Genomic DNA, 14,890 nt, shown 5'->3' on the forward strand with positions numbered 1-14,890 from the left:
CCCCGTCATAGTCATTGTTGGGGTTTTCCGCGTCGCCCCACTGCCCCACGTTCGTCTGACAGGTGTCCTGGCGTGGCGCGGCGACGATCGCCGGCAGGTACTTGTACGCCCGGTGCGGCCGGCCCGCGCTGTCGATGAAGAAGTACTCGCCATCGAGGTTGTGCCAGGTGTTCCGGTCGCTCGACGGGAAGTACTTCGGACAATCGCTGATCACGGCCTGGGTGACGTCCCCGCGGATGACGTACCCCACTCCGTATTGCTTCATCGCCTCCTGGATCTCCTCCTCGGTGTGGCTCTCGAAGAACTCCAGGAGGCCGCTCGGGCCACCGAAGTCACGCTCGATCTGACTGGCGACGCCTTCGCCGCCCAGGTCCGTGTCCGTGGCGCCGCAACCGCCGAGCAACAGGCCAAACACCGCCACAACCGAGAGCGTGTTCAGGATGCGCATTCTTTTGGTCCTCCCACACCGGTTTCACTGCCGTCCCCAGTGTTGGATACCAAGAAAGCGAGAAGCGCCTTGCTTAAATTCTGAGAAAATTTTGCCAGAACCTGTCCAGCAGAAAACATGCCAGGAGGTTTCTACTCCTTCGCCAGGGACTCCTTCTCCAGGAGCAAATAGGTGTTGTACGCGTTCACCCGGTTGGCGGCCTGGAACGCCGGATGGCTGGAGAAGCGGCTCCAGTCGGTCTGGCGGTAGGCCTCCTCGAAGGGAACGAAGTCATCCACCGCCTTCTTCATCACCTCGCGCAGGTAGAGGAGGTAGTCGCGGGTGAGCGTCAGGTCGGCGGAGGGATGGGTCGAGGCCTCGCCATGTCCCGGGACCATCGCCCGGGGCTTGAACGCGAGCAGGCGATCGATGGCCCCAAGCCAGCGTTTGCTGTCCGCTTCGCCGACGAACGGGATGCGCCCAGTGAAGAGCAGGTCACCGGAGAACAGCACCCCGTCGGGGCTCACCTTCATCATCAGGTCCTCGGGCGAGTGCGCCGGGCCGAGGTGGATCAACTCGAACCGCACGCCTCCGAGCTCGAAGTCGGTGTCCCCTTCCAGCCATACGTCGGCGGGGACGAGCCGGGTGCTGTCATCCACCCAGGGCGCGAGCGTCCGCTTGCGCTGTTCCAGCCGCTGCCGGGCGAGGTCCGACTCGAGGTACAGCTTGCCGTCGCGGTGGGCCCAGACCTCGGCGCCAATGGCCTTGAACGCCTGGAGACCGTAGCCATGGTCGGCGTGGAAGTGGCTGATGATGACGCGCTTGATGGGCTGGCGCGTGATCTTCCGGATCTGTCGGATCAGCTCTTCTCCCAGGGGCGGCGAGCCGAGCGTGTCGAAGACGACGACACCCGCCGGGGTGACGACGAACCCGGCGTTGGACATGAAGCCCTGGTTCTTGCCCGAGGCCTCACTGGCCTGGCCCCGCACGTAATACGAGTGCGGGCCGACCTGGATTGGCTTCACCGGGACGGTGACGCGCCCGCCCGCCGAGGCCCGGGACGAAGACGTGGCCAGGAGCACCACCGCGGCGACCCACCCGAGACGCAACAGCAACGGGAGCATTCGGTTACCTCGCGAGGCCTGGATTGCCAGCGACGTTGAGGAGCTTGGGGAGCTGGGGCTGCCGCGCCTTGATGGTGCCCTGGCCGCGCAGGTAGCGCGCGACGACCTCCCAGACAGGCTCGCCGCCGCCATCCCGAGCCGCCTCGGAGACCGACGCCCAGCCCGCCACCTTGTACTTCCGGCCCGCCTCGAGCGGCTTCCCGCCGAGCCGCAAATCCTGGATGCGGTGCCCCATCCCCGCCGTGGGATCGCAGGCGTAGCTCAAGCCTCCGACGCGCACCATGTCGCCGCCCTGCTGCTGGTACGGGTCGGGATTGAAGAGGTTGTCGCTCACGTCCTCCAGGAGCGCCTTGAGCTGCTCCCCGGTGAGTTCGGAGACGGTGGTGGAGGGATAGGTGATCGCCGTCTGGTCGAGCACATCCTCCATCGTGATGTCCTGGCCGGGAAGCAGGCTCGTTCCCCAGCGGAAGCCGGGCGACAGGGCGATCTCGGTGTCCTTCTCGGCCATCAGCGCGTCCAGGATGAGCTGGTCGAACGTGCCGTTGAAGTTGCCGCGCCGGTACAGGAGCCCTTCCGTCACGGCCAGCTTCTCGCCCAGCCGGGCCTCGTGGGGCGCGCGCAGCCGGGTGATGAGCGCGGCCATCTCCGCATCGGCGGGCAGCAGGTGGGCGAAGACGGGCAGCAGCCGGTAGCGGAAATCGGAGACCTTGCCACCCTTCACGTCGAAATCGAGCACGGCGAGGAACTTGCCGTTAGAGCCCGCGTTGGTGACGAGCGTCTGCCCACCGGCGTTCTTGACGAGGACGGGGCGAGGCACGCCGTCGTGGGTATGGCCGCCGAGGATGGCGTCGAGCCCGCGCACCCGCGAGGCGAGCTTGAGGTCCACGTCCATCCCATTGTGGGAGAGGAGGACGACGACCTGGGCCCCCTTGCCACGGGCCTCGTCGATGACCTGCTGGAGGTTCTCCTCCTGGATGCCGAAGGTCCACTCGGGGACGAGGTAGCGAGGGTTCGCGATGGGCGTGTACGGGAAGGCCTGACCGACGATGGCGACCGACACGCCGTTCATCTCGCGGAGCACGTAGGGCGGGAACACCGGGTCGCCGAAGTCGCTCGTCTTCACGTTCTGCGCGACGAAGTCGAGCTTCCCCTTGAAGTCCTGGGCGATGACCTCCTGGACGCGCTCGGCCCCGTAGGTGAACTCCCAGTGGGCGGTCATCACGTCGACCCCGAGCAGCTTGCAGGCGTCGATCATGTCCTGCCCCCGCGTCCAGAGCGAGAGCCCGGAGCCCTGCCAGGTATCGCCTCCATCCAGCAGCAGCGCACCGGGACGGCTGGCGCGCAACAGCTTCACCAGCGTGGCGAGATGGGCGAACCCTCCAACCCGGCCGTACACCGCCGCCGCCTTGACGAAGTCGAGGCTGGTGAACGCGTGCGCCTCGGCCGTGCGCGCCTTGAGGCCGAAGTGCTTCAACAGCCGCTCGCCCACCAGGTGCGGCGGCCTGCCCTTCGCCACGCCCAGGCCGAGGTTCACATCCGGCTCGCGGTAGTAGAGCGGCAGGAGCTGGGCGTGGCTGTCGGTGAGGTGCAGCAGGTGCACGTTGCCGAAGCGCGGCGGATCGTACTGCACGGGCGGCTGCCGGGCAGGAGCGGCCAGGGCCTCGGAGCGGAGGAGCGGAAACCCGGCCGCGGTGGCGGCGGCGAGCGTGGAGAGGAATTCGCGGCGGTTCATGTCGGAGGTCCGGATGGCTGGCCGGTCACTTGTTCACCGGCGACTCTGGATCCAGCAGGAGCGCCATGACGTCCTTGAGCTGCGCCTCGGTCAGGATGCCCTGGTGGCCGAAGCGTGGCATGTCCGAGCACGCGGTGAAGGCCTGCGCGTTCCACAGCCGGGCCCAGGTGTACTTGAGGATGGGCTCGCTGTTCCCGCGCAGCTTCCCATACTGGTAGAGGCTCGGGCCGATGGTCCCGAAGGACAGCTCCTTGGGCGAGAGCTGATGGCACGCGTAGCAGTTGCCTCCGGCGGGCTTGGAGGGATCGTCGCTGAACTGCTTGCCCACGCCGGTCTGGGCGATCTTCTCGCCATTCTCCCAGCTGCCGAGGTACTTGCCGTCGGCGGGGTACGGCACCGTCGCGAGCTGGGCCGCCTCCAGCTTCCTGGCGAGCTCCCTCGGGACGGGCTTGCTGGCGTTGTACTGCGAGCAGGTCGCCTGCACCTCGTCCTGGTTCAGCCGATCGACCGAGGCCTGCCCCTTGGTCTGGAACGAGGCCTTCATCACCTCGACGGCCGCGGCGCGGTAGTCCTTCTTCTTCTTGTCGGCGGCGATGGCCGCGCCCCCGAGGGCGAGCACCGCCACCACGGCGGCCACGGCGGGCCGGCTCACTCTTCGCTGGTGCATGGTCCTCATCCTCCGCCTACCGCTTGATGGTGGGAGCCTGGAGCTCGCCGCCGTTGGCACTGACCGCCAGGTACATGGTGAGCGCGGTGATGACGTCCGAGGCATACCGGGGCTCGGGGAAGCGCTGCTGGCGGAAGCAGTCGTACAGCCGGTGCTGCATCGTGCGGACCTCGCCCTGCGAGACGCGGTACGCGGGCCACGCGCCGTAGGCCTTGCGAGCCCCCTCGGCGGTGGTCAGGTTGGGCAGCTCCTGCAAGCGGATGCGCCTGCCCTCCTGCGAGTGGCACGTCGCACAGGCGAAGTCGTGGGGGCCGGCGCGGTAGGAGAAGATCTGCCGGCCAATCTCGTAGGCCTCCTTCTCCTTCGCGTGCGCGGTCGGGACCTTGAGCTTCAGCCCACGTGACTCCGACACGAGCCACGAGACGAGCGCCTCCATGTCGGACTTCTCCTCGGAGCCGTTGCCGAACGGGCGCTGCGTCACCTCCTCGAGGGAGAGGCCCTGCAGCGTCATCATGCAGGTGACGAGGCGCGACTCCAGGTCCTGCACCCTGCCGGTGTCGGCGAAGTACCGGGGGAGCTGGGCGTATACGCCCTTCACCACGCCCGCTCCGAGCCCGAGGTTGCACTGCTCGAGCGAGGCGTCCTTCGGCCCGCGCTTCGTCTTCCACAGCTCGGCGCCGCGGAGCACCCACAGGTCGGCCGGGTTGTCGTCCTCCAGCATCTCCCGGTACTTCGCGATCTCATCCGTGGTGGACGAGGTCGAGTCCTGGGCGGACGAGGCCGTCGCGACCAGGACGAGCCCGGCGGCGAGCAGCGGGGCGCGGGGGCGATGAATCACGTGGCTCCTCCTTCTTCTAGGGACGGATGTATGCGAAGCCCTCGCGGGCCTGCAGGCGGGCGAGCTCCACGACACCCGAGGGGACGAGCTTCACTTCGGGCAGGAGCTTCGTCTTGAGGATCCCCCGGGACTGCAAGGTGAGCTCGCAGACGCGGAACTCGACGCCTTGCATGGACAGCTCTTCCACCGCGACGTTGTACGGGTTCTTGTTCTTGTCCTCGGCGCCGTCGAGCAGGAAGTCGACCCCGCTGGCGTGGGCGACGACGACGATCTTCGCCTTGGGGTCCGCGGCCAGGTGGTTGCGGATGTACCGCAGCGCCTGGGTCGCCTGCTCCAGGCCCTCACTGAGGTGGTAGACGGTCTTGACCGGGGCTCCGGCGGGGCTCGCGGCGGAAGCGGAGAAGGCCACGAGCAGGGCCAGGAGCGTGAACAGGGCGCGAGGGGTGTGCATGGGGTTCCTGTCGCGCTTCAGGCGATGTCGGCCTCGTCCGACCGTGCCTCGCCCTTGTTGTCCACCCACTTCACGGAGACCTTCTCCCCCTTCTGCGCGCCCGAGAACCGGAAGCCGAGGAACGGGTTCTTCGAGATGGCCGGTCCCCACTGGGCCGACAGCAACGTCTTGTCCTTGTAGGTGACCGTCACGTGCTGGATGAAGTGGGCGGGAATCGTCTTGCCGCTCGCGTCCTTGCGCTGGCCCGTCTCCATCGTGTGGCTCATCAGGACCTTGACGAGCACCTTGCCGTCGGGCTGGAGGGTGGCCCGGATCTTCATTGGATCTGCCATGGGAGAGCTCCCTGAAAACGAAAGAGGTACTGGAGGACTTCGTTACCCGCCGCAGCCGCCGAGGGTGACCTTGATCTCCCGGCGCGCGAAGAAGTACTTGCCGTCGGCCTTGACCAGCGCGACCACGTGCGAGGTCTGCCCCATCTTCACGCGGGTCATGACGTAGGGGTCGGTCCCCTCGGGGAGCTCGAACTGCGCCGAGAGCACGTTCGGGTTCTTCTCCACCAGGAGCGAGATGGCCTGGGTCTTGGCGAGCTTCGACTCGATGGTGATGGGGACCACGGCACCGTTCTCGGCGATGTCGGGCGCGGTGATGTCGATGTCCTTGCTCTCGGCGGGGGCAGAGCCGCCGAACGCCGCCAGCACCTCCTCGAGGGTCTTGCCCGCGAAGGCGGTCTGGTTCCAGTCGGCGGCGAAGGCGGCTTCCGGTTGGATCAGCCCGGCCGCATACGCCAGTGCCAGGACGCCCAGGCTGCCACCCGCCTTGAGCACGAGACGACGCTGTTCGTTCATTGAGGAGCTCCTGAGAGAAGAAGAGAAGGAAGGAGGGTTATGGGGTCGGCGAGCCGGCCAGGACCCATTGGATGAGGGTCTTCACGTCCTCGTCGGACAGATGGGCCTGCGCCGGCATGGGGATCTGTCCCCAGCTGCCGGAGCCCCCGGCCTTGACCCTGGCGATGAGGCGAGACTCCGCGTCGCCGTCGCCTTTGTAGCGGGAGGCGATCTCACGGAAGCCCGGGCCGACGACCTTGTTGTCGATGCCGTGGCAGGCCACACACGCGAACCGCTTCGCCAGCTCGAAGCCAGCGCTGGTGGCGCTCGGGGCGGGGGTGGGCTTCTCGGGAACCTCGCCGAGCCTGACGCCGCGGATCGGCGCGAAGGTCCGCACCTGCTCGGACAGGTCTCCGTGCAAGTCCCGCGCATGCAGGGGCAGCTCCGAGGTGACGGTGACCTGGGCCGCGCAGTGGCTCATGCACGCGCTGTTGCGCACGTCCGGCCTGCCGCTCTTCGTCATGAAGCCGTGGTCGGTCGTGAAGCCCTGACGGTTCGGCATGCGCACCGCGAGAATGGACTTCTCGTCGAGCGTGGCCTCCGCGGGGAGGATGTCGTTGAGGTGGAGGACATACGCCGTCAGCGCGTAGACCTCGTCGGGCGTGAGCGTCTTCGGCTGCGCGAAGGGCATGGCCCGGTGGATGTAGTCCCACAGCGTCGTGGCGTGGTTGAGCTTGGTGCCCAGCGTACGGACGGGCGGGTCCGTCGAGAGGCTGGCCGCACGGCCCCGCTCGAGGTCCCCCCGCTGCACGCCACCGGCGATCGCCATGTACTGGTTGTCCTCGCCGAAGGTGCCATGGCAGCTCGCGCACTTCGCGTCGTAGAGCTCCTGCCCACGAGCGACCGAGCCCGAGCCCTTCGGCAGCCCCTGCCCGTCCGGCCTCACGTCGATGTCCCAGGCGGCGATCTCTCCCGGAGTGGCGAGCCGGCCCAGGCCGAGTCGTGGCTCGGCCGCGAGCGAAGCCCCCGGCAGGCACAGCGCCACGGTGGCCCAGAGGGCGAGGAGGCTCCCGCCGGTCGAGCCCTCAAGCGACCTGGACATTGCTCACGTCCCCGGACTCGGCGACCCGCCAGGTCTGAATCGCATTGTGGTGATAGATGGACTTCTCGCCTCGCACGGCGCGGAGCTGCTGGAGCTTCGGCTGCACGTACCCGGTCTCGTCCATCACGCGCGACTGAAGGAGCGCCGGCGAGCCGTCCCACCGCCAGTCGATGCGGAAGCGCGTCAGCGCCTTGGACAGGACCGGCTCCTGCAGCCGGGCGGTGCGCCAGTTGCGGCCACCATCGGTGGAGACATCCACCCGCTTCACCTTGCCGCGACCCGACCAGGCGAGCCCGGTGATCTCGTAGTACCCCTTGTCGAGTAGCACCTGTCCGCCCGAGGGCGAGGTGATGACCGACTTGGCCTCCTGAATCCACGTGTACTGGCGCTGCAGACCACTCGGGAGCAGGTCCACGTAGTGGAGTGACTCCTCGCGCGTGTTCCACGGCTGGTCGCCCACCTCGAGGCGGCGCAGCCACTTCACGCTGGACACGCCCTGGACTCCCGGGACGAGGAGCCGCAGCGGGTAGCCATTCTCGGGCCGCAGCATCTCGCCGTTCTGGCCATAGGCGACCAGCACGTCGTCGAGGGCCATCTCGATGGGAAGGGTGCGCGTCAGCCCCGCGCCGTCACTGCCCTCGGCGAGGATGAACTTCGCCTTCCGCTTGTCGTAGCCGGCCTCCTCGAGCAGCACCGCGAGCGGCACGCCCGTCCACTCGCTGCACGAGAGCATGCCATGGGTGTACTGCACCGTCGGCACGGCGACGTTGGCCCACTCCATCCCGGTGTTCGCGCCACACTCGAGGAAGTGGATGCGCGACACCGAGGGGAAGCGCAGCACGTCCTCCATCGTGAGGAGCAGGGGCCGCTCGACGAGGCCGTGGAGCATCAACCGGTGCTGGTGCGGATCGACGTCCGGCACCCCGGCGTGGTGGCGCTCGAAGTGGAGCCCGCTCGGCGTGAGGATGCCGAAGAGGTTCTGCAGGGGCGTGAACGCGACCGAGGCCTGCGGCGTCCGCGTCAGTCCAGGGCTCTCGCGGCGGCGGATGTTCTTCTCGTAGGGCGACGGCTGGCCATACGGCTGGGCGAGGATGGGAGCGCCGAGGATCCTGCTCCACTCGGGCACGTTGGGCGGGAGGTTCTTGTCGAGCGACTCCCGCACCGCCTGCCTGGCGGTCTCGGCCGCGCTCGCGGTGGCCGTTCCCGCCGTCGCCGCCGCACCGATCGCGGCGAGCGCCTTGCCGAAGAACTTGCGCCGGGAGAGCTCGGCGGACGAGAGGACGTTCTCGGCGGCCGGCTGGATGCGACCGCGAGGGGTGGCGAGCGCGGATGATTGCGTTGGCCCCCCCTCCGCTTCAGTGCCTGCCTTGACTCTCATCCTGGCCGGGCAATCGACCATATCGATTGCCCGGGCGTCAACGCGCGCCGCGTTGTTCCCCGGCTACTTCTTGCCCTTCTTGGGGGTGTCCTTCTGGTTCCCCTTCCCCTTCGGCCCCTTGAGCTCGAGGACGTAGTAGGTGAGCGCCCAGCGCTCCTCCTCGGGGAGGGAGGTGAAGGCCACCATCGGGGAGTTGGGCACGCCCTTGGTGATCGTGTTGAAGATCTCCTCCGGCTTCTCGCCCTGCTTGAACGGCTCGGTCTTGAAGTTGCGGGGCTTCGGCAGCAGGTACTTGCCCGTGGGGCCATTGCCATCGCCCGTCTCTCCGTGACAGGCGAGGCAGTTGCGGGTGAACGAGGTCTTCCCCTTCTCGAGCAACGCCGGCGTGGACTTCGGCGCCGCCGCCCACGCGGAGGAGCCCAGGGTCACGGCCAGCACCGTCATTCCCATCTTCTTCATGTTCATGATCGACTCTCCTTGAATGAGCTCAGGGGACTTCAGCTTCGTCCTCGGACGCGTCGGCTTTCTCCCCGCTGAGGATCTTATCGATCTCCGCGTGCGCGGTCCGGGCCTGCTCGGCATTGAGGCGCTTCACCGCCTCCATTTGTTCGATGACCCAGTGCGCCCGCTTCTTCAGCGCCTTCGAGCCCGAGCTCGGAGAGCGCTTGCGAGGGGCCGGCAGCATCGCGGCCAGGAGCGCCCCCTGCGCTGGCGTCAGGCTCGAGGCCGAGACGCCGAAGTGCTCCCGCGCGCCCGCTTCAATCCCGTAGACCCCACTCCCCCACTCCACCACGTTCAGGTACAGCGTGAGGATGCGGTTCTTCGGCAGCGACTCCTCCAGCCGGTGCGCCAGGATGAGCTCCTTGGCCTTGCGCAGCAGGCTGCGGTCCGTCGACAGCCACAGGTTCTTGGCGAGCTGCTGGGTGATCGTCGAGGCGCCTCGCCCCAGCTTGCCCTTGCGCACCGCGTCTTCCAGCGCGTTCTCCAGCTCCTTCGTGTCCACGCCCTCGTGGAGGTAGAAGCTCGCGTCCTCGGAGAGCAGCACCGCGTCGATCGCGTGCTTGGACACGTTCGACAGCCCCACCCAGGTCTGCCGCCGCCGAGCCTTGTGGCCCGCCTCCCGCGCCTCCTCGGCGCGCTGCTCCATGAGCGCCGTCGTCTTCGGGTTCTCCTTCAGCAGCGGTGTCGCTTGCGGAAGGCTCGCGTACTCGTAGGACACGAACACCACCAGCGCCAGGAAGCCGAGCAGCAGCAGCTTGCGCACGAGCCCGCCGCCCCCGCCCCCACGTGCCTTGCCCACCTGTTTGGCCTTGCCCGTGGTGCCCGTCTTCACCTTGCCGGTGTTACCCGTCTTCACCTTGCCCGAGGAGCTCTGATTCAACTTGATCGCGCGGCTGCCCATGTGGGCGACCCATCTACATCGAAGCTCCGGCGGAGGAAACTTCGCCTCCCTCCAAGAGCCCCTGACGACCCATGGAGGTCTCGCCTGCTCGCCCCTCTCCTACCGGATTGCCACTCCGCGCCTGATTTCTTTCACCCAGAGGAGGGGTTGATGTTCATCAGACTGATTTCTTGTGGCGCTCTGGTCCTGGGGGCCGCGCTCCTCGGCACGGGCTGCGCTCCCACGGCCGAGGCCCAGCAGTCGTCGGCCCTGGAGGAGCCGCAGAAGAAAAAGCCGAAGGACACTTTCTGCGGGGGGTTCGCCGCCATCCAGTGTCCCGAGGGGTACATCTTCTGCGAGCCGGGCCAGGTGCCCTTCTCCGACGAGTGCGGCTGCGGCTGCGAGCCCGAGAGATAGGGCTCGCCCCGCCTCATGTGTTCCGGGGGAAGAGCCCCCGGAGCGCGAGCACCCCTACGGGACGACTTCCACCGCGTTCCCCTCGAGCTTCACCTTCACGTCGACGGAGTTCGGCAGCACGTCCTGCTCGTCGATGATGTCGCTCGTGTCCACGCCGATGCGCAGCGTGTACGTGCCGTCCGGCACGTCCGTAACGTCCAGCCACTGGCACGAGTAGTCGCCCGCGTACACGTCCGCCCAGCCCGGCGAGATGTGCTGAGATTCATCCGCCATGTAAAGCGGGGGTCCCGCGTCGGCGCAGTAGGGCGTCAGGTCCACCAACGCGAAGCCCTGCTTGCGTCCCACCGCCAGCACCGCGTTCCGCGCGCCGAGCAGCTCATAGCTGGCGAACCCGGTCAGGTGGTTGTGCTCGTGGCAGCGGTCGAATTCGTAGAGCTCCGGCCGATCATTGGGAGACGCGATGTCGACCGCGCCCGTGCCCAGGTTGGGAATGGAGACGCTGAAGCGCAGCAGACGCCGGTCGCCGGGCGCGCCCACGCAGCGCTCCGTCACCTCGCAGGCCGTCTCGGCGAAGTTGCGCCGCTCCACGTACAGGGTGCGGGAGATCACATCCGCGTCCACCGTCACGTCCGGCTTGCCTCCGCTGCTCGCCGTCAGTCCGCACGCGGTGGGCGGCTTCAGGTAGGGCTGGGGGGTCTGGGGCGGCACCTTGCCTCCGCCGAAGGCCACCACCTGCCCCGGCTTGGTGACGTGCGTCGGGGCCAGGGCGTCATAGGGCCGGGACAGGCCGGCGATGATGTCGGCGTGGCCGTCCCCGTTGAGATCCCCGGCTCGGGCGACCGTGTAGCGCAGGAAGCCGCGGAACGAGGGCCCCACCGCGTCGCTCTTCGGCCACGCCCAGGTGGGGCGCAGCTCCGCGGAGACCTCCTTTTGAGGGAAGAACGCATACAGGCGCCCTCCCGAGGACAGCAGGAACTCCGTCTGCTTGTCGTCCTTGTCCAGGTCCCCCACGAACCAGGCCGGGGCTCCAAAGCCCGGGTAGGCCGGGTCCCCGAGCATGCTCCAGATGGGCGCCGGGGAGACGCCCCCCTCTGGCTCGAAGAGGTTCACCTGCACGCGCCCCGTGATGCCGAGCAGCACCTCGGCACGCCCGTCCCCGTTCTGATCCGGGAAGAACCCCAGCACGACCTCCTGGGTCTTCCAGGCGGGCATGGCCGAGAGGCGTCCCGCGCAGGCCCCCGCCTCTTCCTGCTTGCACCCGAGGAAGAGCAGCGACCCCTCCTGGTTGCGGACCATCACATCCGCGAGCCCATCGCCATTGGTGTCACCCGCCCGGCCGACCAGCGTCACGTACTGTGGGAACGACCGGATCAGGGTGAAGGGAACCTCCCCGCCGGGGGTGGCGCGATAGATCTCGGCCGTCCAGTCCCGCTGAACGACGAGCTCATCGAGCCCGTCCCCATCCAGGTCCGTGAAGAAGCCAGTCCGGTAGACGGAGGTGGTCGGCATGCGGAACAGCGGCGCCTGGAACACCGTTCCCAGGTCCTCCTTGCCCGCGAAGACGACGAGGCCCCCGGATTGGGCGCGGACGAGGATGTCGGCGAAGCGGTCCCCGTTCACGTTCCCGACGGACACCACGAGGCTGCGCCCGCTGGCCGAAGTCTTCTGCCAATCCATCTCGATGATGACGGGCGCGGTGGAGAAGGACGACCCGTCGCCGGCATAGAGGGCCACGTGGCCCTTGCCCGGCAGAAACGCGCACGGGGGCGCCGCCACCACCAGATCCTGGCGCCCATCCCCGTTCACGTCCCCGAGCGCGAGGGAGTTGCCGAAGCACGAGTCCCGAAGCGACTCGGGCGCATCCAGCGACCAGAGCGGCGTGTCGGACAGGAAGGGCCCCGGCTCCACCGGAGGGACCGGCTCCACCGGAGGCTCGGGCTCGACCGGAGGCACCGGCGGCTCGGGCTCTTCGTGGTGGCGGCAGCCGCCCAGCAACACCAGCAGGGCGCAGGAGACGAACACTCGACGCATTCTCATGGTGGAAACCCCCTCCGGCCATGCTCCCATGAGAGGTGGGAGCACCTGTCAGGAAACGAGGGTCTCGACGCCACATATCGAACCCTTCGGGGGGCTCCGCCAGGCCGCGGTGGCTACCGCGCCATCAGCAGCAGCGCGACCACTCCCAGCCCGAGGAACACGAGCACCACCGCCAACGTCCGCGACGGAATCGCGTCCAGCCACGTCCGCAGCGGCTCCTCGGGAGTCACCTCGGGCGGCTCGTACCGCTCCTTCGTGATGCTCAGCATCAACAGGACCGCCGGGGACAGGTCGCGGCCGAGGTCCTCCGGCCGCACGGGCTCACCATTGATGAGGAGGCGGGGACGCTCGGAAGGAGCCGGCTCGGGGGTCTCGGAGGGTGTGGGGGGCGGAGCCGTCATCTGAGGCCACTCTAACAGTCTCGCCAGGAAGCACAGCGGGGGAGGGAGCGCGGACCGGTACACCTTCCTCGCGTCACCTGCTCGACGGGGGCCGTCACATTCCCGGCGTGGGCCCGCACCCGGCGTTAATCTCGGGGCATGTGGAAGATGCTCAACCCCAACAAGCTGAAGATGCCTTCCCCGGAGGAGGCCCTGCCGGGCCGTTCCACCCGGATGCCCGTCCCCCCCAAGCACTTCGTCAACGGCGCGTCGCTCAAACCGCCCTTCCCCGAGGGTCTAGAGCAGGCGGTCTTCGGCCTGGGTTGCTTCTGGGGCGCCGAGCGCAAGTTCTGGCAGACGCCCGGCGTGTACTCCACCTCCGTCGGCTACGCCGGGGGCCACACGCCCAACCCCACCTATGAGGAGGTGTGCTCCGGCCGCACCGGCCACACCGAGGTGGTGCTCGTGGTGTACGACCCGAAGCAGGTCTCCTTCGAGACGCTCCTCAAGGTCTTCTGGGAGAGCCACGATCCGACCCAGGGCATGCGCCAGGGCAACGACGTGGGCACCCAGTACCGCTCGGCCCTCTACTGGTACACCGACGCCCAGCGGCAGGTCGCCGAGGCCTCGCGCGACGCCTACCAGCAGGTGCTGAGCTCCTCGGGCTACGGCGTCATCACCACGGAGTTGCGCGAGGCGCCCGAGTACTTCTACGCCGAGGACTACCACCAGCAGTACCTGGCGAAGAACCCCAACGGGTACTGCGGCCTGGGCGGCACGGGCGTGAGCTGCCCGGTGGGCGTGGCCGCCGCGCGGTAGCGGCGGCCCCCTGCCCTACTCCGAGCGCATGGCCTCGACCGGATCCAACCTCGCGGCACGCGCCGCGGGGTAGATGCCGAACACGAGGCCCACGCCGGAGCTCATCCCGAGCGACAACGCCACGGCCCAGCCGGGCACCACGGTGTTGAAGCCCAGCATCCATCGCGCGAGGAAGGCCAGCCCGAAGCCGAGTCCCACGCCGATGGCGCCGCCGAACAGCGACAGCATCACCGCCTCGGTGGCGAACTGCCCGAGGATGCGGCTCTTGCGCGCGCCCAGCGCCTTGCGGATGCCGATCTCCTTCGTCCGCTCCGTCACCGACACCAGCATGATGTTGAGGATGCCGATGCCGCCCACCACCAGCGACAGCAGGCACACCCCGAAGCTGGCGACGGTGATCACCTTGGACAGGTTGTTGAAGGTCTCGGTCATCGACTCGTTGGTGCGCAGCTCGAAGTCGTTGGGCTCCAGCGGCGGCACGTCGCGTCGGCGGCGCAGCAGGTTGGACACCTCGTCCTGCGCCTTCTGGAGCAGCTCCGGCGATTGCGCCTGCACGGCGAGGCCCACCGAGCGCACGTCACCGTAGACCGTCTCGTAGGCGCGCAGCGGCAGGATGACGACGTTGTCCATGCTCACCATGCCCAGGAAGCTGCCGCGCCGCTGGAGCACGCCCACCACCGTGAAGGGCCGGCCCTTGATGCGGATCTCCTGGCCGAGCGGCTCCATGCCCGGAAAGAGCGTCTCCACCACGTCCAGCCCCAGCACCGCCACCTGCCGCCCGTCCACCGCCTCCACCTGGCCGAAGAAGCGCCCCGCGGCGATGTTGATGCCGCTGGTGTCGATGTACTCGGACGTGGCGCCCGTGACGCGCACCGAGGGGCGCGTCTCCATGCTGGCGGTGGAGATCTTCTGGGCGCCCTCGGTGTCCGCCGCGGAGACCACGCCCACCGAGGGGCAGGACTCCTGGATGGCCCGCAGGTCATCCAGCGTCAGATCCTTGCGCTTGGCGAACTTCTGCCAGTTCACCCGGCCGAAGCCCGACGGCCACTTGCTCACCTGGAAGGTGTTGGCGCCGAGCTGGGACAGGTCGTTGTTCACCTTGAGGCGCAGGCCCTCGATGAGGGCCATCATCGTGATGACCGTCGTCACGCCGATGACGATGCCCAGCAGCGTCAGCAGCGAGCGCAGGGGGTTGCCCAGGAAGGTGCCCAGGGCCAACCGCAGGTTGTCGACAGCCGCCAGCAGGTTGGCCTCGAAGCGTCGGAACATGGTCGTGCTCACTCGTAGCGGAGGGCTTCCACGGGGTCGAGGTT

17 protein-coding genes are annotated in these 14,890 nt (G+C 68.2%); 2 read left to right on the forward strand and 15 right to left on the reverse strand.

All coding sequences use genetic code 11. The features are described from left to right. The 12 genes from VF697_RS26800 to mtgA form a co-directional block, all read right to left on the reverse strand. On the reverse strand, positions 1-448 hold a 448-nt coding region (locus tag VF697_RS26800; protein WP_331099563.1), incomplete at its 3' end, for a DNA/RNA non-specific endonuclease. 131 nt (positions 449-579) lie between these two features. Next, entirely contained in the window at positions 580-1,551 is a 972-nt protein-coding gene (locus VF697_RS26805; protein ID WP_331099564.1) for an MBL fold metallo-hydrolase, read from the reverse strand. A gap of 4 nt (positions 1,552-1,555) precedes the next feature. Continuing rightward, complete coding sequence (gene soxB, locus VF697_RS26810) at positions 1,556-3,283, reverse strand: thiosulfohydrolase SoxB (protein WP_331099565.1); 1,728 nt, start codon at positions 3,281-3,283, stop codon at positions 1,556-1,558. A gap of 25 nt (positions 3,284-3,308) precedes the next feature. After that, positions 3,309-3,950: a sulfur oxidation c-type cytochrome SoxX gene (soxX, locus tag VF697_RS26815; RefSeq protein ID WP_331099566.1), complete on the reverse strand. Its 642-nt coding sequence runs from the start codon at positions 3,948-3,950 to the stop codon at positions 3,309-3,311. A 16-nt stretch (positions 3,951-3,966) separates the two neighbouring features. Beyond that, on the reverse strand, positions 3,967-4,788 hold the full coding sequence (soxA, locus tag VF697_RS26820) for a sulfur oxidation c-type cytochrome SoxA (RefSeq protein WP_331099567.1): 822 nt from the start codon (positions 4,786-4,788) through the stop codon (positions 3,967-3,969). A 16-nt stretch (positions 4,789-4,804) separates the two neighbouring features. Beyond that, positions 4,805-5,239 carry a DsrE family protein gene (locus VF697_RS26825; protein WP_331099568.1) on the reverse strand — a complete coding sequence of 145 codons (435 nt, stop codon included), beginning with the start codon at positions 5,237-5,239 and terminating at the stop codon, positions 4,805-4,807. 17 nt (positions 5,240-5,256) lie between these two features. Next, positions 5,257-5,571 carry a thiosulfate oxidation carrier complex protein SoxZ gene (gene soxZ, locus VF697_RS26830; protein ID WP_331099569.1) on the reverse strand — a complete coding sequence of 105 codons (315 nt, stop codon included), beginning with the start codon at positions 5,569-5,571 and terminating at the stop codon, positions 5,257-5,259. 42 nt (positions 5,572-5,613) lie between these two features. Further along, entirely contained in the window at positions 5,614-6,084 is a 471-nt protein-coding gene (gene soxY / locus VF697_RS26835) for a thiosulfate oxidation carrier protein SoxY (protein ID WP_331099570.1), read from the reverse strand. Positions 6,085-6,121: 37 nt separating this feature from the next. Beyond that, positions 6,122-7,165 carry a c-type cytochrome gene (locus VF697_RS26840; protein WP_331099571.1) on the reverse strand — a complete coding sequence of 348 codons (1,044 nt, stop codon included), beginning with the start codon at positions 7,163-7,165 and terminating at the stop codon, positions 6,122-6,124. Then, entirely contained in the window at positions 7,149-8,543 is a 1,395-nt protein-coding gene (gene soxC / locus VF697_RS26845; protein ID WP_331099572.1) for a sulfite dehydrogenase, read from the reverse strand. The genes VF697_RS26840 and soxC overlap by 17 nt, the downstream gene beginning before the upstream one ends. 63 nt (positions 8,544-8,606) lie before the next feature. Further along, positions 8,607-9,008: a cytochrome c gene (locus VF697_RS26850; protein WP_331099573.1), complete on the reverse strand. Its 402-nt coding sequence runs from the start codon at positions 9,006-9,008 to the stop codon at positions 8,607-8,609. Positions 9,009-9,030: 22 nt separating this feature from the next. Further along, entirely contained in the window at positions 9,031-9,945 is a 915-nt protein-coding gene (gene mtgA / locus VF697_RS26855) for a monofunctional biosynthetic peptidoglycan transglycosylase (protein ID WP_331099574.1), read from the reverse strand. Positions 9,946-10,095: 150 nt separating this feature from the next. On the opposite strand from mtgA, the gene VF697_RS26860 reads away from it, so the two are divergent. Further along, entirely contained in the window at positions 10,096-10,341 is a 246-nt protein-coding gene (locus VF697_RS26860) for a hypothetical protein (protein ID WP_331099575.1), read from the forward strand. Between the two features lie 54 nt (positions 10,342-10,395). On the opposite strand, the gene VF697_RS26865 is transcribed toward VF697_RS26860, so the two are convergent. Both VF697_RS26865 and VF697_RS26870 read right to left on the reverse strand, forming a co-directional pair. Continuing rightward, the gene (locus VF697_RS26865) at positions 10,396-12,378 is read right to left on the reverse strand and encodes a lysyl oxidase family protein (RefSeq protein ID WP_331099576.1); all 1,983 of its coding nucleotides are present in this window, start codon (positions 12,376-12,378) and stop codon (positions 10,396-10,398) included. 113 nt (positions 12,379-12,491) lie between these two features. Beyond that, on the reverse strand, positions 12,492-12,779 hold the full coding sequence (locus VF697_RS26870) for a hypothetical protein (RefSeq protein WP_331099577.1): 288 nt from the start codon (positions 12,777-12,779) through the stop codon (positions 12,492-12,494). Between the two features lie 138 nt (positions 12,780-12,917). Here VF697_RS26870 and msrA point away from each other — a divergent pair, with 138 nt between their 5' ends. After that, positions 12,918-13,577 carry a peptide-methionine (S)-S-oxide reductase MsrA gene (gene msrA, locus VF697_RS26875; protein ID WP_331099578.1) on the forward strand — a complete coding sequence of 220 codons (660 nt, stop codon included), beginning with the start codon at positions 12,918-12,920 and terminating at the stop codon, positions 13,575-13,577. 15 nt (positions 13,578-13,592) lie between these two features. Here the strand turns inward: msrA and VF697_RS26880 are convergent, their stop codons facing one another. Continuing rightward, positions 13,593-14,822 (reverse strand): ABC transporter permease, encoded by a 1,230-nt coding sequence (locus tag VF697_RS26880; RefSeq protein WP_331099579.1) that lies wholly within the window; start codon positions 14,820-14,822, stop codon positions 13,593-13,595. Positions 14,823-14,890 lie beyond the last annotated feature (68 nt).

The sequence above is a fragment of the Archangium sp. genome, from assembly GCF_036388035.1.
GTDB lineage: Bacteria > Myxococcota > Myxococcia > Myxococcales > Myxococcaceae > Archangium.

What these genes read in the sequence shown, in the direction of transcription:
- soxB (WP_331099565.1), bottom strand. Translation starts at nt 3,283, where the DNA reads ATGAACCGCCGCGAATTCCTCTCCACGCTCGCCGCCGCCACCGCGGCC.
- msrA (WP_331099578.1), top strand. Translation starts at nt 12,918, where the DNA reads ATGTGGAAGATGCTCAACCCCAACAAGCTGAAGATGCCTTCCCCGGAG.
- VF697_RS26850 (WP_331099573.1), bottom strand. Translation starts at nt 9,008, where the DNA reads ATGAACATGAAGAAGATGGGAATGACGGTGCTGGCCGTGACCCTGGGC.
- VF697_RS26825 (WP_331099568.1), bottom strand. Translation starts at nt 5,239, where the DNA reads ATGCACACCCCTCGCGCCCTGTTCACGCTCCTGGCCCTGCTCGTGGCC.
- VF697_RS26805 (WP_331099564.1), bottom strand. Translation starts at nt 1,551, where the DNA reads ATGCTCCCGTTGCTGTTGCGTCTCGGGTGGGTCGCCGCGGTGGTGCTC.
- VF697_RS26860 (WP_331099575.1), top strand. Translation starts at nt 10,096, where the DNA reads ATGTTCATCAGACTGATTTCTTGTGGCGCTCTGGTCCTGGGGGCCGCG.
- VF697_RS26840 (WP_331099571.1), bottom strand. Translation starts at nt 7,165, where the DNA reads ATGTCCAGGTCGCTTGAGGGCTCGACCGGCGGGAGCCTCCTCGCCCTC.
- mtgA (WP_331099574.1), bottom strand. Translation starts at nt 9,945, where the DNA reads ATGGGCAGCCGCGCGATCAAGTTGAATCAGAGCTCCTCGGGCAAGGTG.
- soxX (WP_331099566.1), bottom strand. Translation starts at nt 3,950, where the DNA reads ATGCACCAGCGAAGAGTGAGCCGGCCCGCCGTGGCCGCCGTGGTGGCG.
- soxY (WP_331099570.1), bottom strand. Translation starts at nt 6,084, where the DNA reads ATGAACGAACAGCGTCGTCTCGTGCTCAAGGCGGGTGGCAGCCTGGGC.
- soxZ (WP_331099569.1), bottom strand. Translation starts at nt 5,571, where the DNA reads ATGGCAGATCCAATGAAGATCCGGGCCACCCTCCAGCCCGACGGCAAG.
- VF697_RS26865 (WP_331099576.1), bottom strand. Translation starts at nt 12,378, where the DNA reads ATGAGAATGCGTCGAGTGTTCGTCTCCTGCGCCCTGCTGGTGTTGCTG.
- VF697_RS26870 (WP_331099577.1), bottom strand. Translation starts at nt 12,779, where the DNA reads ATGACGGCTCCGCCCCCCACACCCTCCGAGACCCCCGAGCCGGCTCCT.
- soxC (WP_331099572.1), bottom strand. Translation starts at nt 8,543, where the DNA reads ATGAGAGTCAAGGCAGGCACTGAAGCGGAGGGGGGGCCAACGCAATCA.